20 protein-coding genes are annotated in these 24222 nt (G+C 68.8%); 10 read left to right on the top strand and 10 right to left on the bottom strand.

All coding sequences use genetic code 11. The features are described 5' to 3' along the window. Nucleotides 1-158 precede the first annotated feature (158 nt). Nucleotides 159-5135, bottom strand: a complete 4977-nt coding sequence (locus tag TCCBUS3UF1_RS00600) for a RecQ family ATP-dependent DNA helicase (RefSeq protein ID WP_014514542.1) — start codon at nt 5133-5135, stop codon at nt 159-161. A 553-nt stretch (nt 5136-5688) separates the two neighbouring features. Continuing rightward, the gene (locus tag TCCBUS3UF1_RS00595) at nt 5689-7059 is read right to left on the bottom strand and encodes a replication initiator protein A (protein ID WP_014514541.1); all 1371 of its coding nucleotides are present in this window, start codon (nt 7057-7059) and stop codon (nt 5689-5691) included. Between the two features lie 120 nt (nt 7060-7179). Here TCCBUS3UF1_RS00595 and TCCBUS3UF1_RS12295 point away from each other — a divergent pair, with 120 nt between their 5' ends. The 3 genes from TCCBUS3UF1_RS12295 (at nt 7180) to TCCBUS3UF1_RS00580 (ending at nt 10027) form a co-directional block, all read left to right on the top strand. After that, entirely contained in the window at nt 7180-8145 is a 966-nt protein-coding gene (locus tag TCCBUS3UF1_RS12295) for a hypothetical protein (protein WP_014514540.1), read from the top strand. A gap of 393 nt (nt 8146-8538) precedes the next feature. Next, nucleotides 8539-9630 carry an IS4 family transposase gene (locus TCCBUS3UF1_RS00585; RefSeq protein ID WP_014514485.1) on the top strand — a complete coding sequence of 364 codons (1092 nt, stop codon included), beginning with the start codon at nt 8539-8541 and terminating at the stop codon, nt 9628-9630. 28 nt (nt 9631-9658) lie between these two features. After that, a complete protein-coding gene (locus TCCBUS3UF1_RS00580; RefSeq protein WP_014514539.1) occupies nt 9659-10027 on the top strand; it encodes a tripartite tricarboxylate transporter permease in 369 nt (122 codons plus the stop codon). On the opposite strand, the gene TCCBUS3UF1_RS00575 is transcribed toward TCCBUS3UF1_RS00580, so the two are convergent. The 7 genes from TCCBUS3UF1_RS00575 to TCCBUS3UF1_RS00545 are packed head-to-tail and all read right to left on the bottom strand — an operon-like array spanning nt 10021 to nt 16181. Further along, entirely contained in the window at nt 10021-10749 is a 729-nt protein-coding gene (locus TCCBUS3UF1_RS00575) for an SDR family NAD(P)-dependent oxidoreductase (RefSeq protein ID WP_041433612.1), read from the bottom strand. The genes TCCBUS3UF1_RS00580 and TCCBUS3UF1_RS00575 overlap by 7 nt on opposite strands. Nucleotides 10750-10759: 10 nt before the next feature. Further along, complete coding sequence (locus TCCBUS3UF1_RS00570) at nt 10760-11695, bottom strand: sugar kinase (RefSeq protein ID WP_014514537.1); 936 nt, start codon at nt 11693-11695, stop codon at nt 10760-10762. Continuing rightward, a complete protein-coding gene (locus TCCBUS3UF1_RS00565) occupies nt 11688-12728 on the bottom strand; it encodes an Ldh family oxidoreductase (RefSeq protein ID WP_014514536.1) in 1041 nt (346 codons plus the stop codon). The genes TCCBUS3UF1_RS00570 and TCCBUS3UF1_RS00565 overlap by 8 nt, the downstream gene beginning before the upstream one ends. Next, a complete protein-coding gene (locus TCCBUS3UF1_RS00560) occupies nt 12725-13429 on the bottom strand; it encodes an SDR family oxidoreductase (RefSeq protein WP_014514535.1) in 705 nt (234 codons plus the stop codon). Before TCCBUS3UF1_RS00560 ends, TCCBUS3UF1_RS00565 begins: the two co-directional genes overlap by 4 nt. Before the next feature lie 12 nt (nt 13430-13441). Continuing rightward, nucleotides 13442-14716, bottom strand: a complete 1275-nt coding sequence (locus TCCBUS3UF1_RS00555) for a TRAP transporter large permease (RefSeq protein WP_014514534.1) — start codon at nt 14714-14716, stop codon at nt 13442-13444. Nucleotides 14717-14719: 3 nt separating this feature from the next. Then, the gene (locus tag TCCBUS3UF1_RS00550) at nt 14720-15181 is read right to left on the bottom strand and encodes a TRAP transporter small permease (RefSeq protein WP_014514533.1); all 462 of its coding nucleotides are present in this window, start codon (nt 15179-15181) and stop codon (nt 14720-14722) included. 37 nt (nt 15182-15218) lie between these two features. Next, entirely contained in the window at nt 15219-16181 is a 963-nt protein-coding gene (locus TCCBUS3UF1_RS00545) for a C4-dicarboxylate TRAP transporter substrate-binding protein (protein WP_014514532.1), read from the bottom strand. Nucleotides 16182-16278: 97 nt separating this feature from the next. Between TCCBUS3UF1_RS00545 and TCCBUS3UF1_RS00540 the strand changes: the two genes are divergently transcribed. Next, nucleotides 16279-17055 carry an IclR family transcriptional regulator gene (locus TCCBUS3UF1_RS00540; protein ID WP_014514531.1) on the top strand — a complete coding sequence of 259 codons (777 nt, stop codon included), beginning with the start codon at nt 16279-16281 and terminating at the stop codon, nt 17053-17055. Here the strand turns inward: TCCBUS3UF1_RS00540 and TCCBUS3UF1_RS00535 are convergent. Then, complete coding sequence (locus TCCBUS3UF1_RS00535) at nt 17033-17650, bottom strand: bifunctional 4-hydroxy-2-oxoglutarate aldolase/2-dehydro-3-deoxy-phosphogluconate aldolase (RefSeq protein ID WP_014514530.1); 618 nt, start codon at nt 17648-17650, stop codon at nt 17033-17035. The genes TCCBUS3UF1_RS00540 and TCCBUS3UF1_RS00535 overlap by 23 nt on opposite strands. A gap of 132 nt (nt 17651-17782) precedes the next feature. Here TCCBUS3UF1_RS00535 and TCCBUS3UF1_RS00530 point away from each other — a divergent pair, with 132 nt between their 5' ends. The 6 genes from TCCBUS3UF1_RS00530 to TCCBUS3UF1_RS00505 are packed head-to-tail and all read left to right on the top strand — an operon-like array spanning nt 17783 to nt 24157. Beyond that, a complete protein-coding gene (locus TCCBUS3UF1_RS00530) occupies nt 17783-19078 on the top strand; it encodes an ABC transporter substrate-binding protein (protein WP_041433913.1) in 1296 nt (431 codons plus the stop codon). Beyond that, complete coding sequence (locus tag TCCBUS3UF1_RS00525; protein ID WP_014514528.1) at nt 19079-19942, top strand: ABC transporter permease; 864 nt, start codon at nt 19079-19081, stop codon at nt 19940-19942. Further along, nucleotides 19939-21012: a branched-chain amino acid ABC transporter permease gene (locus TCCBUS3UF1_RS00520; protein ID WP_014514527.1), complete on the top strand. Its 1074-nt coding sequence runs from the start codon at nt 19939-19941 to the stop codon at nt 21010-21012. Before TCCBUS3UF1_RS00525 ends, TCCBUS3UF1_RS00520 begins: the two co-directional genes overlap by 4 nt. Beyond that, entirely contained in the window at nt 21009-22670 is a 1662-nt protein-coding gene (locus TCCBUS3UF1_RS00515) for an AMP-binding protein (protein ID WP_014514526.1), read from the top strand. Before TCCBUS3UF1_RS00520 ends, TCCBUS3UF1_RS00515 begins: the two co-directional genes overlap by 4 nt. After that, on the top strand, nt 22657-23427 hold the full coding sequence (locus TCCBUS3UF1_RS00510; RefSeq protein ID WP_014514525.1) for an ABC transporter ATP-binding protein: 771 nt from the start codon (nt 22657-22659) through the stop codon (nt 23425-23427). The genes TCCBUS3UF1_RS00515 and TCCBUS3UF1_RS00510 overlap by 14 nt, the downstream gene beginning before the upstream one ends. Beyond that, nucleotides 23414-24157 (top strand): ABC transporter ATP-binding protein, encoded by a 744-nt coding sequence (locus TCCBUS3UF1_RS00505; protein ID WP_014514524.1) that lies wholly within the window; start codon nt 23414-23416, stop codon nt 24155-24157. The genes TCCBUS3UF1_RS00510 and TCCBUS3UF1_RS00505 overlap by 14 nt, the downstream gene beginning before the upstream one ends. Nucleotides 24158-24222 lie beyond the last annotated feature (65 nt).

The raw sequence follows: 24222 nt of genomic DNA, 5'->3' as shown, positions 1-24222 counted from the left end.
GGAACCTTCCCCCAACAAGGGAAGGTCACCCTCGGGGGTCGGGGTGAAGACGGGCCTGGGAAGGTCCTCCGGACGACACCCTCCCGAGCGCTCAGGAAGTTCCCCTAAGGAGGGGACCCTAAAGGTGGGCGGCGTTCTCTCTCCCTTTTCCTTCACGCTCACCTCCGCAGCCGCTTCCGCCCTGCCTCGGTTAGGCCGAAAAGGTCGCGCCCCTGCCAAACCGCCTTTTTCTCCAAGTACCCTAGCCGCAACGCTTCCTCAAAGGCCCGCTCCAGCTGCTTAGGCTTCAGGAAGGAGAGGTGACCAAACAAGGCGTTATCGCGGTAACGGGGAGAAAGAAGGCCATCCTTGGTCCGGTCCTTACCCCTCAAGGCCATAAGGGTGGCCTGACGGCCCAGATAAGGGTTTTGGAGGTAGTGTTCCTCCACCCAACGGAAGAAAGCCAGAAGCGTATCCAAAGGCTTATAGGCGCGAAGAAGCTCTTCTGATTGGAAGGTTTCCAATCCTTCCCAAGGCCCCAGGTCCCCCGAGCAAGTATCGCAGGTACCGCAGCGTCGCCTTTCCCCGTTGATGTGGGCCAGGAGAACCCCAGCCCGGCAGCGGCTACGGGTGGCATACTCCCGCACCGCATCCAGGCGCTCCTGCGCCAGGCGTACGGCTTTCTCACGATCCTGCCGCCAGGCATCCAGGTTTTGGCCCTGGGCTGTAGGGGAACGCTCCACCAAAAGGAGGGGTTCCCGGTAGTGGTAAAGGCGCAGCCATCCTTCCCGGTAAGCACGGTAAAGGCCGTTGTCCAGTTCCTCGGCCTGCTCCAGAGGAAGACGGCTCATGTCCAAAAAAACCTCCCCCTGACGAGGACTGCCCCGGAAAACAGCACGCTCCAGCAGGGAAGAGAGCCCAGGCTCACGGCGCCTCAGGCGGTCCAACTCCTCAGGGAAAAGGAGAAGGGAAGCCCTACCGGGAAGGTACTGGAAACGCAAAACCCCCGCCCGTTCCAGGCCGGCCAACAGGAGGTCCAGTTCCTCTGAGCCAAGGGGAGCGGGTCCTTCTATCCCCTCTGGCTCGTCCTCCTCTTCCCCCACTCCCACCTCCTCCGCTACACTTTCTCCAAGTTGTTGGCGCAGGCTCTGCAAGAGGTCTTTCTTGTACCCCCGGAACGCCCCTGTTTCCAGGCGCTTTAGGAGGGCTTCCGCGTAGACTTCCCAGGAAGAACGCCTGCTTAGCCCGGCCATCCAGCGCAGGAAGTTCCAGTCCCCGACGGTGTAGAGCAGGAAGGCGTAGGCCTCCTTCCCATCCCGGCCCGCACGGCCTGCCTGCTGGATGTACTCCTCGAGGCTCAAGGGGGGACGCCAGTGGGCCACCAAACGCACGTCCGCCTTATCCACCCCCATGCCAAAGGCGGTGGTCGCCACCACCACCCGGCTTACCCCCTGGGTAAAGCGCTCCTGGACCTCGCGCCGGATGTGGGGACCGAGCCCCGCGTGGTAGGCTTCCACCCCTAGCCCGGGGAAGAGCTTGCCCAAGGCCCAAGCCAGCCGCTCCGTTTCCGCCCGGCTGGTGGCGTAGACGATGGCGCTTCCCCCCTCCTTCTGCACCCAAAGTAGCGCCTGGGCCAGATGGGCAAACTTGTCCACCTCTCCCCGGGCCTGACGCACCACGAAGCGCAGGTTCTCCCGGTGGAAGGTGTCGGGCAGGACCTCCACCACCTCCCTCAGGCCCGCCACCTGCTTAAGCCGCACCCGTTCCTCCGGGGTCAAGGTAGCGGTGAAAAAGCTCATGGGCAGAGCCAGCCCTTTGAGCCACTCCAGGGCCCGCAGGTAGTCGGGACGGAAGTCAAAGCCCCACTCCAGGAGGCAGTGGGCCTCGTCAAACACCACCCGGGCCAGCCTGCCCGCAGCGCGGAACTCCTTCAGGAGTTTCTGGAGTTCGCTGCTTCGGTTGATCCGCTCGGGGGCCACGTACAGGAGGTGTACCCTTCCTTGGCGCACCTCGTCCAGCACGCCCCGTTGTTCCCCGCCCGACATCAGCCCGTGCAGGGCCAAGGCAGGCAAGCCTAGCTCCGCCAGCCGGTCTGCCTGGTCCTTCATCAGGGCCACCAGGGGCGAAACCACCAGGGTAAGCCCCTCCTGGAGCCAGGCGGGGATCTGAAAGGCCAAGCTCTTACCGAAACCGGTGGGGAGTAGGGCGAGGAGGTGGTGGCCCTCGAGGGCTGCCTGGATGGCTTCCGCCTGTTTGGCCCAGCGATCTTCGGCCAGCACCAGCCGGTACACCTCTTTAGCCACCCGCCGGCCCTTCTCCAGGTTGGAAAGCAGCGGGTTCCTCAGGATGGCCTGAACCTGGGCCCAGGGTGCCTCAGGAAACTCCTCGGCCGGTACCGGTAGGGGGAGGTCCAAAGCCTCCCCCAAGGCTCGGTAAAAGGCTTCCCGGGTTCCGGGGAAGAGGCGGCCCACACCTTCGGGCAGAGCGCGGTAGAAGGGCTCCTGGTACGACGCATGGAGTAGTTTTTTATCCCACAGGACGAAAGCACCCCTACCCGCCCGCTTCCGGTCATCCCGGACCAGACGGCCAAAAGCCTGGACAAAGGCCAGCACCGCCTTGGGCAGATAGTAGTCTTCCCAGCCGTCCAGCCCATACTCATAGGCCCGCTCCATGCGTTTGCGCACCAGGGGGGAAGGGTAAGGGAAAGGTATGCGCTCCAGGTTGACCAGCTTGAGGTGGGGAATATCCACCCCCTCCATAAAGCTTCGGGACCCTAGGGCGGCCAGGGGAGCCTCCGGGTTGGCGCGGGCCAGGCGGAGGGTATCCTCCCGCTCACGGCGGGTAAGGGGGGCGCGCAGATGGGGAAGGTCCTCCAAGGCCCTTCTGGCTTCCTCCAGACGCCGGAGGCTGGTGAAAAGGGTAAGGGTGCGGGGCACTGCCTGGAGGATCAGGCGGAGTTCTTGGTGCAAAAGGCGTTGAAAGCGGGGAAGGGTGCTCTCCCTGGCCTCTGGCAAATGGTGGGGTACCAGTAAGGTCGCCTTCTCGTAAGGTAGGCTCGGGGGAAGGGCTTCCTTTTTGGCTTTCTCAGGTAAGCCCAAGATCCGCTGCAAAAAGGAAAACCCTTCCGGATCCTTCTCCGTGGGTACCCTCAAGGTGGCGCTGGTCAGGACCACACCACGGAATTTGGGCCACAACCCCCGTTCCAGCTGGGGTGCCACCTCCACCGGCTCTTTCAGATGGGCCCAGGTTCCGGTTACGGGATCAAGGCGGGAAACGTACAGGCTGCTGTCATCCCCCCCCTTTTCCAAGGCCTCCTCTCTTTCACGTAATAAATCCAAATAAATCCGAAACTCCCGAAGAATGGAGTCCAACTCTAGGGCGAGCAGGGAGCGGGGTGCAAGGTCCCGTAGTTCTTGAACTTTTTCCAGAAGATAGGCGAGGACCCTTATGAGGGCCTGCTCCTCGCGGCGGAGAAGGGGATAGGCCTCATGCCGGGGCCAGGTGCGGTCCAGCGGCAGGTAAAGCCCGTACTCAGGGCTTCCCCTGCCCCATTGCTTCAAAAAAGCCTCCAAGCGATTTCCATAAGCCTCCAGGACCCCGGCAGCCCGGGGTACCCCTTCCGCTGCCAACTCCTTGGCCTTGGCCCGGGCCTCTTCCCCCAGTGGGCGGAGGTATTCTTCGTTAAGGAGAAGGCCCCGCCCCCTATCCTGGTCAGCAAGGCGTTCAAGGAGGTGCCGCAAGCCTTCCCCGTCTACCTGTTCCGTTAGGGCCTCGGTGGCCACCTCCTCCAAGTGGTGGGCTTCGTCCACCACCAGGCTGGGGGTAGCCTCGAGGGTGGGCCCGGTGCCCGCCTCTAGGAAGTGCTGCAGCAGGTAAGCCTGGTTGGTCACCAGAAGGGTAGCCCTCTTCCTTTTTGCTTCCATCCGCTGGAAGGCGCAGTAGGCGAAGAAGGGGCAGGCTTCGCGGCAGCGTATGGGGTTGGTACCTACCCGGGCCCGCACGGCGCGGAAGCCCTCCTGGAAATGCCAGTAAGCAGGGAGGGCTTCGAGGTCGTGGAAGCCCAGGGCCGCATAGTGGAGGAGAACCCCCACCGCCAAGCGCGCTTCCTCGCTGCCAGCCTTGCGTTCTTCCAGAAATGCCTCCAGGAGGCGGTCCGGACAGAGGGCGTCCCGGGCGCTTTTGACCAGGGCCGCACGAACCCGGTAGCCCCTTTGCGCCACCTCACGGAGCTCGTCCAGGACTTGGGCCTGGAGGACTTTGGTATGGGTGGCCACCCAGGTTACTCCCTCCCGCCCCAGGGCTGGGTAGAGGTAGCCCTTGGTCTTCCCGGTGCCTGTAGGGGCTTGAAGGAGCAATGGAATACCCTGGTCCAAGGCCGCTGCCACCAGGTGGAACATCCTTTGCTGAGCCTCCCGGCGGGTAGGTAGCAGGTCGGGGCCCAGGTTATCCAGGGAAGGCAGGGGCTTCCCCTCCGCCTCCACAAAAAACTCCCTCACATCAGCCGCTCGCGCCAGGAGGTCCTTCACCAAGCCCGGTACCTCGGGGAAGAGGGCAGCCTCCCTAAGGCCAAGCTCCCGCCAGGCTCTTACCAAACCCGGATGGGTGGCAAGGTGCTCCTTTCCCCAAGCCATTAGGTGGTCCAGAACCTGGAGGTTGGCCCGGGCATCCTCCAGGGCCCGGTGTGCCCCTTGAAGCTCATGGCCGGTGAAGAAGCGGTAGAGGTCGCCTAAGCGGTATCCCTCGAGGCCCGGGGGAGGCACAGGGAAGAGAAGGTGAGCCAAGCGTAGGGTATCCAGGACACTCCTGGCCGGGAGGGAAAGGTCCAGATCCTTCAGGTAACGCCCCAAAAGGGGAAGGTCATAGCGGAGAAGGTTGTGGCCCACCAGGGGCCGCGCCCCCAAAAACTCCAAGAGTTCCACGAGGGCCTGCCCGGGGAGCACCTTGTTGGCTTGGTACTCCCCATAAGGAATCCCCGTGAGGCGAAACGCCTCGTGATCCGGCCCCAGAGGGTTTTGGGTAACCAGGTAGCGGCGGAAGGTGCGCCCCAAGGTGTCCACCGCCGCCACCTCCAGGATCTCCGCCTCCTCCGGACGGGACGAGGTGGCCTCGAGGTCCAACGCCACCCACACGCGATCCGCCGCCAAGGCCTGTTCCATTGAAACCTCATTCTACAGGAAAGGGCGGGACTAGGAGGCAGCACTTTCCCCTTGAGGGGGTTGTGGCCCGCAGGAGGGGCTCGCATCTTGTGGTCGAGTATTTTTGGAACCTTGTGAAGCAATCTGCCCTTGATGTTGATCTCTTTTAAAAGATAAAGGTCTTAATTCTTTGACTAAATGTTGATCAACAACAAGGGGGCGGGGGGAGGGGAGAGGAAGCGCCTCCAGGACGCAAGTCGGGGTGGTAAACTCCCCAAGTCTTCCGATAGAACTCCCCAAGTCTTCCGATACCAATTCCCCAAGTCTTCCGATACCCCTCCCCGCAAACTCCCCAAGTCTTCCGATAGAAACTCCCCAAGTCTTCCGATACCAATTCCCCAAGTCTTCCGATAGGGGGGTGGGCCGAACTCCCCAAGTCTTCCGATACTTTGCCCCCCAAACTCCCCAAGTCTTCCGATATGGGGGGGTGAGCAGAAAAAGCCCGTTACGAAGGCGTTTTGCCCCGCTTGGGCCCTCGAGGCCCCTTCCCGACTCCCCAAGTCTTCCGATACCCCTATTCCGCGAGGCCCTGGCGAAATGTTTGGAGCCATTCCTCTAAACGTCCCCCGCTGGCGGCGGCCTTCAGCTCCTCCACCACCGCCCTGGGCTCTAGCTGGCCCGCCTCCATGAGGCGGGCCAGCTCCTCCAGCTCCCCCACGCTGATCCGGGAGCGCAGGACCAGCTGGGCCACCTGGAGGGCCCGGCGCACCTGGGCCTCCTTAGGCATCCGCTGCCACTCCCGCTCGGCTTCTTCCTCAATGCGCCGGGCCTCCTCCTCCTCCCGGTGGGCCTGGGCCCGCCGGCCCTGGGCAGGGGGAAGGGCCCGGCGGTACTTGCCCTCTTCGTCGCGGATCACGTCCACCAGAAAGCCCAGCCGGTTTTTGGGCTTGTACCCCGAGGCCAGGATGCTCCGGAACCGCTCCAGCCGGTCCTTGATGTGGGCCAGGGAGTAGCGCCGGGCCAAGGAGTAGGCGGAGGTGAAGGAAAGCCCCTCGGCCATGAGAAGGTCCACCGCCTCCATGTCCGCCACCCCGCCCGCCTCCTCGCCGAAGACGTAGACGATGGTCTGCTGCTGCCCCCGGCCGATGTACTCCACCGACTGGAGGTAGCGTCGGGCGATGAGCTCCTCGTGGGCGGGCTCGAGGGTACGCCGCACCTTGTCGGGGCGCTTGTGCACGATCTTGCAGGCCGCGGCCCACTCCATGAGGTTCACCTCAAAGCGGGGGAGGGGAGAGGGGTTTTCGGGGGAGAAGCGCTGGGCGTCCAGAAGGCGGTAAAGGGCCCGGCTCAAGGGGCGCTTGAGGCTGGCCATGAACTCGATGTCGATGGGCTTGACGTAGTTCTGCTTCAGGGAGCGCACGATCTCCTTGGCCAAGGTGATGCGCAGCACGCTGGCCCGGTCCAGTTTGCCCTCGGCCGAGGAGGTGTACTCCAGCTTCTCGATGTAGCGGAAGGTGACGCTCTGCCAGCGCCCGTCCGCCCGCCAGGCCTCGGAGAGGACATAGGTGGCGGTGGTGAGGCGCATGAGGCTCTCCTTGAGGGCCTGGTAGTAGTAGCCGGAGGTGTCCAGGCCCATGAGCTTGAGGATCTGGTAAGGCGTGGCGGTAAAGGTACCGTCCTCGGGGCTGCCGGCGTTGAAGTAGAGGGCGATGAGGGCCAGGGACACCTCGTTGTCCAGGCCGTGGGGCACGCCCCCCACCTTCTCGCTGGCGTAGCAGGCCAGCTTCACCGGCTTGCCGAGGAACTCAAACTCCTCCTCCCAGGAGGAGTACCCTTCCGGAATCCGTTCCTGGATGGAGATGAGCCCCAGCCGGGCCACGTTGGCCTCATCAAAGTGCTTGGGCCGGGCTAGGGCCTCCTTAGAGGAGGTACGGTGAGCGGCCATTGCCCACCAGTTTAATCCACGGGCCCGGTGGAGCCCGAGGAGCCCCCACCCGTCGTCCATGGTGGGCCAGGGGGATCCGTCGGTTGAACAGAAACCCGGGGCGGGCCTAGCCTGAAGGGCATGAAGCGGGGTGCCTGGCAGGTCTATGAGGAGGTCTTGCGCGCAGCCCAAGGCCTGGGTCTGGAAGGGGAGGAAGGGGAGGTGGTCCAGGGGTTGCTGGCCCTTCCTCGGGAGGCTTTCCGCACCTTCGCCCAGGGCTTGGGCCTGAAGCCCAAGTACCTGCGGCACGACCTCCTGCCCGTGGCCTTCCTGCCTGAGCCCTTGCGGGAGGCCTTGAGGGCGGGGCTTCCCCTGTGGCACGCCCACCGCCTAAACCGCCTCCTCCGGGCGGGAAGGCTGGCCCTAGAGGACCTCCAGGGCCGCCCCCCTGAGGCCCTCAAGGCCCTGCCCCGGGAGGAAGGGGGGGTGGACCTGGGGGCGCCCGTCTGGCTCTACCCGGAGGACCCCCGGCCCGAGGCCCTGGCCCCCGGGGTGGCCCGGGCCCTGGTGGCCCTCTACTCCCTCCCCGGGGAACTGGTGGTGGACCCCATGGCCGGCTACGGCACGGTGGTGGAGGAGGCCCTGGGCCTGGGGCGGCGAGCCTGGGGCGGGGATACCTGCCCCAAAGGGCCGAGGGTGGAGCGGGCGGACATCCGGGACCTGCCCCGCCGCTTCCAGGGGGAGGCCGCCCTCCTGGTCCTTCACCCCCCCACCTTCGCCTCCTGGCTCAAGGAGGAGGGGGAGAAGGCGCCCCCGGAGGAGCGGTACGCCGCCTACGTGGAGTACCTGCAGGGCCTTTTGGACTACGCCCTTCCGGCCCTGAGGCCGGGGGGGAGGCTGGTCCTGGTGGTGCGCCCCCGGCACGCCCTTAGCCCAAGGGAGTGGGCCATGGGGCGGGACTTCTTCCTTTCCCCCTTTGAGCGGGCCCTGGCGGAGGTGAGCCCGCGCCTGAGGCCCTTCCACTACCACCTGGCCGTGCGGCGGGATGGGGGGGAGGCCTGGCACCTTTTCGTGGCGGAGGTGGGAGATGGCGGCCTTGGCGGTTAGGGATTTCCCCGAGCGGTAGGGGGTCCTCGAGGCCTTCCTCCCCCTTTGGCCGTGGCGTGGGGGCGGGGCGGCCCGCCTTGCCCCCACCGTGCCCCCCAACTGGGGGGAGGCGCCTGGACCCCTTGGTCTGGACACCGCCTAGGACCCTCCTCGAGGCCGCCATGCAGGAGGGCTGGCTCCGCAGATGCGGCCTCCCCAGGGCCTGCCACCCCTACGGGCGGGTCCGGGCCGAGGCGCGGGTCCTGAGAAGGGGTCTACGGGGTAGAGGGGCAGATGGTGGATATTTAGTCACTGAGTGGCTAAATGCTCAGTACACGTCAAAACGTGGGACCACCCCTTTAGGATGGACCTGCGCCCACGTGGATGGGCAGGTACCCATAGGAGGTGGTCCCCATGGAACAGCTTACCCCACTCATCAACGCCTTGAAGCGATACTGGAAGGCCGACCTCAGGCGCCTCACCTTCCTGGCCGCCCTGGTGATGGCTCTGGTCACCGCCCGCACCACAAGCGGCCCCAGACTCGCTCTTTCCCTCGGCTCCATAGCCAGCCCTGACCCCCGCTCCGCCTACCGAAGGTTCCAGCGGTTCTTGGCCTGGCCGGGGCTGGACGGGGAGGGCTATGCCCGCTTCATCTTCGCCCTCCTCCGACCCCAAGGGCTCCTCCTGGTCATGGACCGGACCGAGTGGGAGCTGGGGAAGAGCAAGGTCAACCTCCTGATGCTGGCCTTCCTGTACCAAGGCCTGGCCGTCCCCCTGTTCTGGAGCTTCCTTCCCCACGACGGCAACTCCTCCACCCCCGAACGCATCGCCCTGATGGAGAGGGCCTTGGCTTTCCTGAGGGCCCACTTCCCCCACCTCCGGGTGGAGGGGTTCCTGGCGGATCGGGAGTTCATAGGGGAGGCGTGGTTCCGGTACCTGGAGGAGAAGGGCATCCCCCGGTGCATCCGAATCAAGGCCAACACCCGGATGTGGCGGTTGGGCTCGGGCCCTCGGGCCTGGGAGCTCTTTGCCTCCCTGAAGGTGGGAGAGAGCCGGGTGCCCAGGCGGCGGTACTGGGTCTACGGGCGGCGCATGTGGGTGGTGGGGTTGCGCCTTGGGGTCCGGGAGTGGCTGATTGTGGCTACGGACCTGGACCCTCACCGGGTGCTGGAGGTGTACGGGCTCAGGTGGGGGATAGAGCGGCTCTTTGGGGCCCTGAAGGGGCGGGGATTTGACCTGGAGGCCACGCACGTGACGCGGGGGGAGAGGCTTTCGCGGCTTTTGGTCCCCTTGAGCCTGGCCTTCGTGTGGGCGTTTCGGACGGGGCTTGTGCTGCACCGGGTGCGTCCGGTGAGGCCCAAGAAGCACGGGAGGCTGGGACAGAGCCTCTTCCGGGCGGGGCTGGACCTGCTCACCCTTTGGGCGCTTGCCCTCTGGGGTGCAGGGGGAGGAAGGCGCGGAAGTCCCTTGGGGTTATGCCCTATGGAGGTTTTGACGTGTACATAGGGCTAAATGTTAGCCGTTAGGGATTACAATGGTCCTCTTCGTCCAGGTGCTCAGGGTCCCGGCGTACTACCTCCTTCCCAGTATCCTGGCCATCAGCTTCGTGGGGGTGTACGCGGTCAACCACAACCCCTTTGACCTCCTCCTCATGACCGCTTTCGGCTTCCTGGGTTACCTGCTGCGCAAGCTGGAGGTTCCCCTGCCCCCCATCCTCCTCGGCCTGGTCCTGGGCTACCTGATGGAGATCAACCTGCGCCGGGCCCTCATCCTGGGGGCGGGGGACCCGGGGTACCTCTTCGGGAGCCCCACCGCTTTGGCCTTTTGGGGGCTTTCCGCCCTGGTCCTCCTCCTCTCCCTGGTCTGGGCCAAGGGCAGGCCCGGGGGAGGGGAGGGTCAGTAGGCCAAAAACCCCCCGTCCACCACCACCGCCTGGCCGGTCAGGTACCCGGCCTCGTCCGTGCAGAGGAAGGCCCCCACCTTGGCGATCTCCTCCGGCGAGGCCCACCGCCCCAGGGGGATCCGGGCGGTGATGGGGTTGTAGAGTTCGGGGTTGCCCCACACCGGGGCGGTGAACTCCGTCTTCACGTAGCCTGGGCAGAGGAGGTTGACCCGGATGCCCAAGGGGGCCCATTCCTTGGCCAAGGCCCGGGTGAGGCCCAGCAGGGCGGTCTTGGCCGTGGTGTAGGCGGGGATGGGTACGGGGCCCCCGGAGGTGAAGGTGGTGGCGGAGCCGAGGAAGAGGATCCGTCCCCAGCCCGCCTGGGCCATGTGGGGGGCCGCGGCCTTGGCCAACAGAAAGGCCACGTCCAGGTGCAGGTAGAGCACCCGCCGCCACTCCTCGTAGCCCAGCTCCAAGGCCGGCTTGCGCACGTTGATCCCTGCGGCGTGGACCAGAACGTGCAACCCCCCTTGGGCCACCGCCTGGGCCACTGCCTTCTCGGGGGGTTCGTGCTCCAGGTCTATGGGGACCGCAAAAGCGGCCAGCCCCTGACGGGTCAGGTCGGCCACGGCGGTCTCGGGGTGGCGGCTGGCCACGCCCACCTTGAACCCCTTGGCCAGCAGTTCCTGAACCAGGGCCAGGCCGATGCCCCGGCTTCCTCCTGTCACCAACGCCACGCGCATCTTCCCACCCCTATCGGTCCATGGTGTGTTCCTGTCCCAAGAAGGCCAGGAGTTCTTCGGGGGATGGGGCCCCTTCGTAGTCCCCCATCACCGTAACCGCCAGGGCCCCCAGGGCGCACCCCAGCCGGAGGCGCTCCTCCGGGGGCTTTCCCCAAAGCAGCCCTGCCAGGTAGCCGGCGTTGAAGGCATCCCCCGCCCCCACGGGGTCCAGCTCCTCCACGGGGAAGGCCTCCGCGGCCACGGGGCTTCCCCCCACCAGGGCCAGGGCCCCTTTGCGGCCTCGCTTGAGCACCACCTCCTTGGGCCCCCGCGCGGCCAGGGCGGGGAGCAGGTCCTGGGGCTCCGTGGACCAGAGCCTGGCATCCTCCTCGCTCAGGAAGAGGAGGTCCACCAGGGGGAGGGCCTCCTCCAGGAAGCCCCGGGCCGCTTCCGCCGACCAGAGCTTGCGCCGGTGGTTCACGTCCAGGCTGACCCGCACACCCCGCTCCTTGGCCTCCCGCAGGGCCCAGAGGGCGAAGGCCCGGGCGCTTTCCGAAAGGGCAGGGGTGATGCCCGTGAGGTGGAAGACCTTGGCCCCCTCGAGGCCCCCGGGGTCAAAGGCCCCGGGCCCCATGCGGCTTGCCGCCGAGCCTGCCCGGCGGTAGTGGACCCGCCCCCGCCCTCCGGGGAGGCGCTCCCTGAGGTAGAGGCCGGTGGGGGCCTCCACCCGGTTGGCCCAGACCTCCACCCCCTCGGCCCTGAGCCGGGAGAGGACCACCTCGCCCAGCTCGTCCCGGCCTAGCCAGGTGGCGAAGGCCACGGAAAACCCCAGCCGGGCCAGGGCGATGGCGGTATTGGCCTCCGCCCCCCCTATCCGCAGCTCCAGGTAGGTCTGGTGGCGCAGGTAGCCCGGCTGGGGGGCCAGGAGGAGGGCCATGGCCTCCCCGGCGGCCACCACCTCAGGCACCTTCCACCTCCAGGGCCAGGCCGTAGCGGGCGCCCAGCTCCTTCAGGGACCGGACCGTGGCCTCCTCCAGGGGCACCCCCGTGGCCAGGCGCTCGGCCCGCAGCCGGGCCTCCCGCTCCCCAGGCAGGAGGACCTCGGGGAACCCGGGGGCAGGGGGCGTGGCCTTGATGGCCTGCCAGAGGAGGCCCATCCGCTCCCGGAAGGCCTCCTGCCCCACCAGCCTTTCCGGGTCCAGGGCCAGGAAGAAGTGGCCCACGTTCTGGGGACGGTCCCACTCGTCGTACATCCGCCCCACCCCGTGGGCGATGCCGGCCCCGGTCAGGACCCCGGCCAGGACCTCCACCATGAGGGCCAGGGCGTACCCCTTGGGCCCGCCCAGGGGGAGGAGGGCCCGCACCCGGTGGGGGTCCCGCGTGGGCCGGCCCTCCTCGTCCACCCCCCAGTCGGGCGGGATGGCCTCCCCCCGGGCCCGGGCCAGGAAGACCTTGCCCATGGCCACCTGGGAGGTGGCCAGGTCCACCAGGAGCACCCCCTGGGGGGCAGGGGCGGCGAAGGCCAGGGGGTTGGTCCCCAGGGTGGCTCGCCTACCCCCGTAGGGGACCACGTCGGGCTCCACGTTGCTCAGGACCAGGCCCAAAAGCCCTTCCCGGGCCAGGGCCTCGGCGTAGAAGCCGGCGGCACCGAAGTGGGTGCTCCGCTGCACCCCCACCCCTCCCACCCCGTGGGCCCGGGCCCGTTCCCGGGCTAGCTCCACGGCCAAAAGGCCCACCCGGGGGCCTAGGCCCTGGTCCCCGTCCAGCAGCACCAGGGGCCCTTCCTCCCGTAAGGGGCGGGGGACGGGCCGGGGGTTGGCCAGGCCGGCCTCGAGGCGGCGCACGTAGATGGGAAGCCGTACCAGGCCGTGGCTGTGGATCCCCTTCAGGTCCGCGTCCAGGAGGACCTGGGCCGTGGCCGCGGCCGAGGCCTCGTCGGCCCCCGCTGCCCGGAGCACCCCTTGGGCGAAGCGGTCCAAAGCCTGGGCGTTCAGCCTCATAGGCTCATCCCCCCGTCCACCACGAAGGCGCCCCCCGTGGCGAAGGCCCCCTCGTCCGAGGCCAGGTAGACCGCCAGGGCGGCGATCTCCTCCGGACGGCCCAGGCGCTTCAGGAGCTGGCGCTCGGCGAAGGCCTTCAGGCCCTCCTCTCCCCCGGCCCGCTCCCTCAGGGAGGGGGTGTCCACGGTGCCGGGGCAGATGGCGTTGACCCGCACCCCCTGGGGGGCGAACTCCAGGGCCGCTGCCCTGGTCATGGCCACCACCGCGGCCTTGGTGGCGCTGTAGACGAAGCGCTGGGGCACCGCCTTGAAGGCGGCCACGGAGGCGATGTTGATGATGCTCCCGCCCCCTTGGGCCGCCATCTTGGGTAGGGCGGCCTGCATGGCCCAGAAGACGCTTTGGGCGTTGAGGCGGAAGGCCTCCTCCCAGGCCTCGTCCGTGGCCTCGAGGACCCCCCCCACGGGCACCACCCCTTGGGCGTTCACCAGGACGTCCAGGTGCGCCATCCCCCCGATGAGGGCCTGGAGGGCCCCTTTGTCCCGGGCGTCCAAGCGCACCGCCGGCACCACCCCCTCCAGCTTCTCCGGGTGCAGGGTGGCCCCGAGGACCTCGGCCCCCTCGTCCCGGAAGGCCAGGGCGATGGCCCGCCCGATCCCCTGTCCCGCCGCGATCACCAGCGCGCGTTTGCCCTTAAGCCGCATCCCTTTACCCCCTTAGAAGAGCAGCCGGGGCAGGAAGAGGACCACCCCGGGGAAGAGGTAGGCCAGAAGGAGGACCCAAAGGGTGGCCAGGAAGAGGGGCCACCCCTCCCGCACGTACTCCCCAATCCCACACCCCATCACCGAGCAGACCGAGTACATGGAAAGGCCCACCGGGGGGGTGAGGAGGCCCACCGCGCAGGTCAGGACCATGAGCACGCCGAAGTAGACCAGATCGATCCCCAGGGCCTTGGCCGCCGGAACCAGGATGGGGGTGAGGAGGATGATCATCACCGTGGAGTCCAGCACCGTGCCCAGGAGAAGGAGGGTGATCAGGATGAGGAGGAGGGCCACCTGGGGGTTCTGGATCGCCTCCAGCAGAAACCCCGAAACCTGCTGGGGCACCATCTCCCACTTCATCCCGTAGCCCAGAACGGCGGCCATGGAGATGAGGAGGGCCACCATGCCCACGTCCCGCACCGAGTGGGAGAGGGCCCGGCCGAGGCGCTCCAGGCTGAGCTCCCGGTAGACCAGGCCCACGAAGAGGGCGTAGACCACCGCCGCCGCCCCCACCTCCGAGGGCACGAAGACCCCAAAGCGCAGGCTGGCCAGGAGCAAAAAGGGGAAGAGGACCGCCCAGAAACTCTGCCGCAAGGCCTGCCAGACCTCACGGGCCTTGGGGGGAGCCGAGGCCTCGGGGGCGTACCCCTGGCGGCGCGCCAGAAAGGCCACGGTGAGCATGTAGCTCAGGGCCATCAGCACCCCTACCCCGATGCCCCCGGCGAAGAGCTGGCCGATGGAGACCTGGCCGATGCTCCCGTAGAGGATCAGGCCGATGCTGGGGGGGATGGCCACGGCCAGGAGGCCGGAGAACCCCTGCAGGGCGGCGATGAACCCGCGGGGGTACCCTTTGCGGACCATTTCCGGCCCCAAGAGCCTGGCCTGCATGGTGGCGTCGGCGATGGCCGACCCCGAAACCCCTCCCATGAGGAAGCCCATGAGGACGCTCACCTGGGCCAGCCCCCCGCGCAGGAAACCGGTGAGCACGTAGGCGAACTGGAGGAGCCTGCGGGTGACCCCCAGCTCGTTCATCAGGTTGCTGGCCAGGATGAAGGTGGGGATGGCCAAAAGGGAGAAGTTCTGGGTTTCCGCCAGGGCCAGCTGGACCGGCATGGTGAGCTGCAACCCCGGCTGGGTCAGGAAGAAGACCAGCCCGCCGATGCCGATGGCGAAAACCACAGGCATGCCCAAAAGGAGGAGGAGCAAGAAGACGGCGAAGCTCAAGAGCATGGGTTACCTCGAGAAGGCGGCGCGCAGCTTGCCCAAGGCGGTGAGGAACATGAGGAGGCTCCCCAGGGCCACGCTCAGGGTCACCCAGCTGTAGCTGAAGCCGGGGATGCCTTGGAAGCTGCGGAAGCGGGTCTGGTAGGCCGCCTGGAGGCTGTAGACCAGGAGCACCAGCAGGAAGAGGGCCACCGCACCCCACACCAGGGCCAGAATCCAGCGGCGCCCTCCAGGGGGAAGGAGCCGCACCAGGTTCTCCACGGCCACGTGCCGCTCGGCCTTCAGGGCCAGGTCGCCCCCCAGGAAGACCGCCCAGGCGAAGCAGAAGGTGGCCAGGTCCATGGACCAGTCCAGGGGGTGGCCGAGGAAGCGGCCCACCCCTCCCAGGAAGACCACCAGGGTGGAGGTGAGGAGGAAGCCCTTGGCCAGGGCTTCCTCCACGCGGTGCAGGGTGTTCAGGAGTCCTTTCATGGCAGAGGGGAGGGCCCCCGGACCCGGGGGCCCCGGCTTACCGCTTCAGGGCCTGGTACAGGGCGTCCCGGACCGTCCTGAGTCCCAGGCGTTGGTAGGCGGCCTCCGCCGCCCGCCGGAAGGCGGCCAGGTCCACGTCGCTCACGATGGTCATCCCCCGCTGCTGCGCCAGCTGCTTGATGCGCTCCTCCTCGGCGGCGATGCGTTGCGAGGTTTCCCGCCCGGCCCGCGCGCACTCCTCCCGCAGGATCTGGCGGTAGTTGGCGGGCAGCCGCTGGTACCAGGCCTCGCCCACGATCTGGAAGTTGATGAGGAGGAAGTGCTTGGTCTCGTTGATGTAGCGCAGGACCTCCCACAGGCTCATGTCGGGCACGTTGGCGTAAACGAGCTCCACCCCGTCGATGGCCCGCTGCTGCAGGGCCGAGTAGATCTCCCCAAAGGGCAGGGCCACGGGGGTGGCCCCCAGGGCCCGCACGGACTCCTGCCACACCGGGGCCGGGGGGGTGCGGATCCTGAGGCCCCGCAGGTCCTCGGGCCGGCGCACGGGCCGGTTGGTCATGAAGTGGCGGTAGCCCTGGACCCAGTTGAAGCAGAGGACGCGGATCCCGTACTGCTGGGCCAGGCGCTCCACCCACCCCTGGACCACGGGCAGGCGGGCCAGGCGCTCCACGGCCGCATAATCGTCCACAAAGTAGGGGCCGTTGAAGACCCCCAGCTCCCGCACGTAGTTGCCCAGGCGGGCCCCGTCCGTGTTCTGGCCCAGGGGCACCCCCTGCCGCAGCTGCTCGATGATGTCCTCCTCAATGCCCAGCTGGGCGCTGTGGAAGACCAGGATCCGCAGGTCGCCGTTGGTCCGCTGGGCCACCCGCTCCGCCCAGGCCTGGAGCCCGGCGTGGTAGGGGTGGTTGGGCCCCAGGACGTGGTTGTAGCGCAGGGTATAGGTCTGGGCCAGGCCCACCCCCAGGGCCAAAGCCGATACAACCGCCCACCATCGTTTCATTGGCCTCACCTTGCCTTTCGTCCCAATATATACTCCTTGTTCCCACATAGTGTCAATACCTGGCCCTGCGGGAAGGATTTCCCATATAATGGGACCGATGGCCCGCCTACCCCGGCACGAGACGGAAACCGCGGAGGCAAGCGGCACCCAGACCCTCCTGCGCGGCCTGCAGCTCCTGGAAAAGGTGGCCGAGGGCGTCCATGACCTCCAGGGCCTGGCCCAGGCCCTGGGCCTGAGCCGGAGCACCGCCTACCGCATCCTGGCCTCCCTGGCCCGGGCGGGCTACCTGCGGCACGAGCCCCGGAAGGGGTACTGGCTGGGCCCCAAGCTCATCCGCCTGGGGTTCAAGGCCTACGGGCAGCTTCACCTGCCCACCCTGGCCCGGCCCCACCTGGAGGCCCTGCGGGATGCCACCCAGGAGACCGTGCACCTGGGGATCCTCGAGGGCCAAGAGGTGGTCTACATCGACAAGGTCCCGGGCCGCCGCGAGCTCCAGCTGGCCAGCCAGATCGGCGCCCGCTTTCCCGCCCAGTCCACCGCCTTGGGCAAGGCCCTTTTGGCCTGGTCCCCCCCGGAGCGCTGGCGGCAGGCCTTTGTCCCCGGGCTGCGGCGCACCGCCAAGACCCTAGGGGACTGGCCGGCCTTCGCCGCCGAGCTCGAGGCCACCCGGGCCCGGGGCTACGCGGTGGACCTGGAGGAGAACGAGCCCGGGGTGCGGTGCGTGGCCGCCCCCATCCTCAACGGCCAGGGGGAACCTGTGGCCGCGGTGAGCGTGTCCACCGCCGCCCTATACCTGGACGAGGCCCGGATCCCCGAGGTGGCCCGCCTGGTGCAGGAGGCGGCGCGGCGCATCAGCCGGGAGCTTGGGGGGTGAGGAGGGCCTTGGCCGCCCGGAGCCGGCGGCGCACCTCGGCGGGGCTCCCCTCCAGGAGCCAGCTTCCCCCGCAGGCCAGGAGGTTGGGGAGGGGGGCGTACTGGGGCAGGTCCTCCTCCCGGAGGCCCCCGGTGGGGATGAAGCGGGCCTCGGGGAAGACCTCGGCGTAGGCCCGGAGGACCTGGGGGGCGTGGAAGGCCTTGGCGGGGAAGAACTTAAGGTCCCTAAGCCCCAGGCCCAGGGCCCGCTCCACCTCCCCCGGGGTCAGGACCCCCGGGAAGTAGGGCACCTGGCGCTCCTGGGCCAGGTGGGCCACCTCCTCCACCAGGGCGGGGGAGACCAGGAAGGCCGCCCCCGCCGCTAGGGCCTTGGCCGCCTGGTCTTGGCTGCGCACCGTCCCCGCCCCCACCACCAGCCCCTGGGCCGCCAGGCGGGGGAGGGCCTGGAGCCCTTCCGGGGTGCGCAGGGTGACCTCCAAAAGGGGCAGGCCCTCCTCCAGCAGGGCCTGGCCCAGGGCCTCGAGGTCCTCGCCTCCCCGGAGGGTGAGAAGGGGCAGGAGGCGGAAGCGGGCCAGGGCCTCCACGGGGTCCAGCATGCCCCCATCCTAACCCCTTCGCGCCGGCCCTGAGGGGGAAGGGGCTAAACCTCCTTGACAAGGAAGGGCCCGGGGGTTACCTTGAACCTAACCGACCGTCCGGTAAACGCACCCGAAGGGGAGGTGGCGGAGATGGCGCACCATAGGTGGTTGGCCCTTTTGGCCCTGGCCCTCGCCCTGGCTGGCCCCGCGGCGGCCCAGACCCTGCGCATCGGCATCCTGGGTCCCATGGCCTTCGTGCAGGGGGAGCACACCTGGCACGGGGCCACCCTGGCGGCCGAGGAGCTGAACCGTGCCGGAGGCATTGCGGTGGGCAACCAGCGCTACCGCATCGAGCTGGTGCGGGTGGACACCAACGAGATGACCAGCGTCACCGACGCGGCCACCGCGGTGGAGCGGGCCATCACCGCCCAGCGGGTGGACTTCCTCGTGGGCGGGTTCCGCAGCGAGGCGGTGCTGGCCATGACCGAGGTGGCCGCGGACTACCGCAAGGTCTACCTCATCACCGGCGCGGCCCTGGACGGGATCCTGGCCGGCCGGGTGGACCGGAACTACGACCGCTTCAAGTACCTCTTCCGGGTAAGCCCCACCAAGTCCAGCGACCTGGCCCGCACCTCCCTCCTCCTCCTGGGGGAGGTGATCCAGGCCGTGCGCCGGGACCTGCGGGTGGAGCGGCCCAAGGTGGCCATCCTAGCCGAGCGGGCCGCCTGGGCCGACCCCCTGGTGGAGACGGCCAGCCGCCTCATCGCCGCCCCTGCCCCCCAGGGCTACGCCAGCGAGGTGGTGGGCACCTGGCGCCCCTCGGCCACGGCCACGGACGTGACCCCCGAGCTCACCGCCATCCAGCGGGCGGGGGCCCAGGTGATCTTCACCGTCCTCTCGGGGCCGGTGGGGGTGCCCTTCGGGCGGGACTGGGGCCGCCTGAAGATCCCCGCTGCCCCCGTGGGCATCAACGTGGAGGCCCAGCAGGAAACCTGGCTCAAGGCCACGGACAACCTGGGGGCCTACGTGGCCACCCTCAACACCCTGGCCCCCAGCGTGGCCATCACCCCCAAGACCATCCCCTTCATCGCCAACTTCCAGGCCCGCTTCCGCCAGTTCCCCATCTACACCGCCAGCGGGGCCTACGCGGCCCTCTACATCCTGGCCGACGCCCTGCAGCGGGCGGGGACCACGGCGGCGGACGCGGTGGTGCGGGCCCTCGAGGCCACGGACTACGTGGGCCCCTCCGGCCGCCTGGTCTTTGACCGCACCCACGACGTCACCTGGGGCCCGGGCTACACCACCGGCCTGGGGGTGCAGTGGATCGAGGGGCGGATGCAGGCCTTCTGGCCCCGGCAGTGGCGGGTGGGGAACCAGGTGGTGAGCTACGCGGGGGTGCGGCCCTACCAGCTTCCCCCCTGGGTGGTGGAGGCCTGGAGGCGGTAGATGCTGGCCGCCATCCTGGTCAACGGCCTGGTCCTGAGCGGCATCTACGGGATGCTGGCCCTGGGCTTCGCCCTCACCTACGGGGTGGCCCGCATCCTGAACCTGGCCCACACCGCCTTCTACATGGCCGCGGCCTACGCCCTCTTCTTCTTCCTGGGGCTTCTTGGCTTTGCCCCTGCGGCCTTGCTCTCGGCCCTCTTGGTCCTGGGACTGGCCCTCCTGGCCTACTGGCTCCTCCTGGAGCCCCTGAAGGAGTACGAGGCCACCGTCCTCATCGTCACCATCGTCCTGGCCCTCCTCCTGCAGGAGGGGATCCTCCTCCTCTTCGGCGGCCACTTCCGCTCGGTGCCCGCCCTCTTGCCGGGCTTCCTCGAGGTCCTGGGGGTGCGGGTGGCCCAGCAGGCCCTCCTGGCCCTCTTCTTCGCCGGCCTGGTCCTCCTCCTGGCCTGGGCCCTCCTCAAGGGCACCCGCCTGGGGCTCGGCATCCGGGCCGCCGCCCAGGACCAGGAGGCGGCGGAGCTTCTGGGGATCAGCCTCTCCCGGGCCGGGTACTGGGCCGTGGGCCTGGGGGCCCTCCTGGCGGCCCTGGCCGGGCTGGCCGTGGCCCCCATGGCCACCCTGGAGCCCCACATGTGGAACGCCCCCCTCCTGGTGGTCCTGGCGGCCGTGGTCCTGGGGGGCTTGGGGAGCCTCCCGGGAGCCCTCCTGGGGGCGGTGATCCTGGCCTTCGCCGAGGTCCTGGTGGTGAACCTCCTCCCCGGGGGGGCCTTCCTGCGCACCGCCGTGGCCCTCCTGATCCTGGTCCTGGTCCTGGTCCTCCGCCCCGAGGGGCTTTTCGGGGCGGCCTTTGCGGAGGAGCGATGACCGGCCCCTTGCGCCTCTGGTCCCTTCCCTGGGCCCTCCTCTACCTGCGGCACGAGGTCCTGGCCTTGCCGGGGCGCACCCTCGCCCTGGCCTTCGCCCTCTTCCTCCTCCTCTTCCCCCTCTTCAGCCAGGACCCCTACTGGCTCCGGGTCCTGACCCTCACGGCCATCTTCGCCCTCTACGCCGCAAGCTGGGACCTCCTCTCGGGGTACACGGGCCAGGTCAGCCTGGGGCACGCCTTCTTCTTCGGCATCTCCGGCTACGCCTCCGCCATCCTGGGCCGGGAACTGGGCCTGCCCCCGGGCCTCACCATCCCCTTGGGGGCCCTCTTGGCCACCCTGGCCGGTGTCCTGGTGGGCCTTCCCTCCTTAAGGGTGAGGGGGCCCTACCTCTCCCTGGTCACCCTGGCCTTTCCCATCATCGCCCTGGGCCTCATCTTCCTCTTTCCCCGCTTCACGGGGGGGGAGCTGGGGCTTTCCGGCCTGCCCCGGCTGGGGGGAAGCCGGCTGGAGGAGTACTACCTGGTTGTCCTCCTCTTCCTCGCTTCCATCCTGGTCCTATGGAAACTTTCCGGTTCCAGGGTAGGCCTCCTCTTCCACGCCATCCGCGAGGACGAGATGGCGGTGCGCATGGTGGGGGTGAACACCGTGCGCCTCAAGCTCCTGGCCTTCGCCGTGAGCGCCTTCTTCGCCGGGCTGGCGGGGGGGCTTCACGCCCACTACCTGCGGGTGGCGGGCCCCGACAGCCTCTCCCTCTTCAACTCCATCCAGCCCGTGATCTGGACGGTCTTCGGCGGCATCGCCACCATCTACGGCCCCGTGGCGGGCACCTTCCTCCTCTTCCCCCTCCTGGAGGTCCTGCGCCTGGCCGAGGAGCTCAGGACCCTGGCCTTCGCCCTCCTGGTCCTCCTGGTCATGCGCTTCCTCCCCCAGGGGGTGGTGCGGGGGGTGCTGGACCGCCTGGAGGAGGAGTGCCCCCGGTGCAAGATCAGAAACGCCTTCACCCGCAAGCGGTGCCGGGCCTGCGGGGTGGAGCTCCACCTGGGCAGGCCCAAGGAGGTGGCAAGGTGACGGAAACCCTGTACTGGGAGCGCCCCTGGCTCCGCTTCTACCCCCCGGGGACCCCGGAGGCGGTGGAGCCGCCCGAGGGGCACGTGGGCCAGAGGGTGGAGGAGGCCTTCCGCGCCCGCGGGGGGGAGGTGGCCCTTTTCTACTACGGCCGGGCCTACCGCTATGGGGAGCTCCTCGAGGGCATCCAGCGCTTCGCCTCCGGGCTTAAGGCCCTGGGCCTAAGCCCCGGGGACCGGGTGGGGCTTTACCTGGCCAACAGCCCCCAGTTCGCCCTCGCCTACCTGGGCATCCTCTGGGCGGGGGGGGTGGTGGTGCCCGTCAGCCCCCTCTACACCTCCCACGAGCTTAGGCACCAGCTGCAGGACTCCGGGGCCCGCTTCCTGGTGGTCCAGGACGCCCTTTGGGAAAACGCCTCCCGGGCCGGGGTGGCCCTGGAGGCCACCATCGTGGTCCCCCTCAAGGAGGCCCTGCCCCCCTGGCAGAGGCTTCTGGTGCGGAGCCTGCCCCTGCCCCAGGGCCCCGGGGTCTACCCCTGGCGCGACCTCTTCCGCGCCCCGCCCCTTCCGGCCCCCGAGCCCAGGCAGGGGGAGGACCTGGCCGCGTTGCCCTACACCGGGGGGACCACGGGCCTGCCCAAGGGGGTGGAGATCACCCACGGCAACATCCTGGCCGCCCACCGCATGATCCAGAGCCTCAACCCCTTCAGCCGGCGGAGCACCATCCTGGCCTTCCTGCCCTTCTACCACATCTACGGCCAGGTGGTCCTCCTCCTGGGGGGCCTCCTCTCCGGGGCCCGGCTCGTGGTCTTCTCCACCCCCGACCCCGACTGGATCCTGGAGGCCATGGTCCGCTACCGGGCCACCCACTTCTTCGGCGTCCCCTCCCTGTACGAGGTCCTGCGGGACCACCCCAAGGCCCACTGGGTGGACTGGGGGCGGCTGGAGGTGGTGGTGAGCGGGGCGGACACCCTGCACGAGGCCACGGCGGAGGCCTTCCGCACCCGGACGGGCCGGGAGATCGCCGAGGGGTACGGGATGACCGAGACCACTTCCGTGAGCCACATCAACCCCCGGGACCGGGTGAAGCGGGGCTCCTTCGGCATCCCCCTGCCGGGCATCCGGGCCCTGGTGGTGGACCCGGACACCCTGGAGCCGGTGCCCGTGGGGGAGGTGGGGGAATTGGCCCTGGCCGGGCCCAACGTCACCCGGGGGTACTGGCGGCGGGAGGAGGAGAACGCCCGGAGCTTCTTCGCCCGAGGGGGGCTCCGCTTCTTCCGCACCGGGGACCTGGTGCGCATGGACGAGGAGGGGTACTTCCACTTCTACGACCGGGCCAAGGACATGATCAAGTACAAGGGCCGGCCCGTCTTCCCCCGGGAGATCGAGGAGGCCCTGCGGGCCCACCCCCTGGTCAAGGCGGCCGGGGTGGTGGGAGTGCCCGACCCCAAGGTGGGGGCCTACCCCAAGGCCTACGTGGTCCTCGAGGCCGAGGCCCGGGGCAAGGTGACGGAGGAGGACCTCATGGCCTTTCTCCGCGAGCGCCTGGCCCCTTACAAGCTCCCCCGGGAGATCGAGTTCCGCGGGGAGCTCCCCAAGACGGACGTGGGCAAGGTCTCCCGCCGGGAGCTGAGGGAGGAGGTGCAGGGTGGCGCTCCTTGAGGCCCGGGGGCTTTCCAAGCGCTTCGGGGGCCTCCAGGCCCTCTACCGGGTGGACCTCCGGGTGGGGGAGCGGGAGATCGTGGGCCTCATCGGCCCCAACGGGGCAGGGAAGACCACCCTCCTCCGGCTCCTCCTGGGCATCCACCGGCCCGACGAGGGGCGGGTCTTCTTCAAGGGCAAGGACATCACCCCCCTCCCCACCTGGGAGCGGGTGCGCCTGGGCCTGGCCGCCACCTTCCAAAACCCCAGGCCCCTCAAGCGCCTGCCCGTGATGGCCAACGTCCTGGTGGCGGCCTACGGGCCCCGGGGGGGAAGGATGGGGGACTGGGTGAAGCGGGCCGAGGTGCGGGCCCTGGACGCCCTGGAGTTCGTGGGCATTGCCGACAAGGCCAAGGAGCCCGCCGCCGTCCTCTCCCAAGGGGAGCTGAAGCGGCTGGAGATCGCCCGCGCCCTGGCCACGGAGCCCGAGCTCCTGGTCCTGGACGAACCCTTCGCCGGCCTGACCCCGGCGGAGACCGAGCTTCTGGCCAAGTCCCTTTCCCGGCTGCGCAAGGGGGGGCGGTTTGGCCGGCTCCACAGCGAGGGGTGCGCCATGGTCATCATCGAGCACAAGCTCTCCGAGCTCTTCAAGATCGCCGACCGGGTGGTGGTCCTGAACTTCGGGGAGGTCCTGGCCGAGGGCCCCCCCGGGGCGGTGGCCCAGGACCCCAAGGTGATCGAGGCCTACCTGGGGGAGGGGGTCCATGCTGGAGGTTAGGGGGCTTTCCCTCCTCTACGGCAAGGCCCAGATCCTCTTTGGCGTGGACCTCGAGGTCCGGGAAGGGGAGCTGGTCTGCCTGGTGGGGCCCAACGGGGCCGGCAAGACCAGCTTCCTCCGGGCCATCTCCGGGCTGGTCCGCCTCGAGGCCCGCCTCCACCGCGGGACCAAGGCGGGGGAGATCCGGCTGGAGGGGGAGGTGCGCTTTCAGGGACGGCGCATCGACGGCCTTTTGCCCCACCAGATCGCCCGCTTGGGCCTGGTCCTGTGTCCCGAAAGGCGCCGCCCCTTCCGCGAGCTCACCGTGGAGGAGAACCTCCTGGCCGGGGGCCTCCTCCTCCCCAAGGGGGAGGTGGGGCGGCAGCTGGCCTTCGTCTACGAGCTTTTCCCCCGCCTCCGGGAAAGGCGGAAGCAGCGGGCAGGGGACCTCTCCGGGGGGGAGCAGCAGATGCTGGCCATCGGCCGGGCCCTCATGGCCCGCCCCAAGCTTCTGGCCGTGGACGAGCCCTCCACGGGCCTGGCCCCCAAGGTGCGGGCCCTGGTCTTCGAGCAGATCGCCCGGGTGCGCCGGGAGGGGGTGACGGTCCTCCTGGTGGAGCAGGAGGCGGCCCGGGCCCTGGCCCTGGCCGACCGGGCCTACCTCCTCTCCAACGGCTGCCTGGTGCGCCACGGCCCCGCGCAAAGCTTCCTGGAGGATCCCCAGTTCCAGCGGGCCTACCTGGGCCTTTAGCCCCCCCAGACCCCTGGCGCGGCGGTCATAATCCCCTCGCCCAGGCCCCCAGGGGCTTATCCTGG

Origin of the sequence: Thermus sp. CCB_US3_UF1 (genome assembly GCF_000236585.1) — a bacterium.
Taxonomy (GTDB): domain Bacteria; phylum Deinococcota; class Deinococci; order Deinococcales; family Thermaceae; genus Thermus.
The sequence above is the reverse complement of the archived record's forward strand: the minus strand, read 5'-3'. Positions and strand labels throughout refer to the sequence as shown.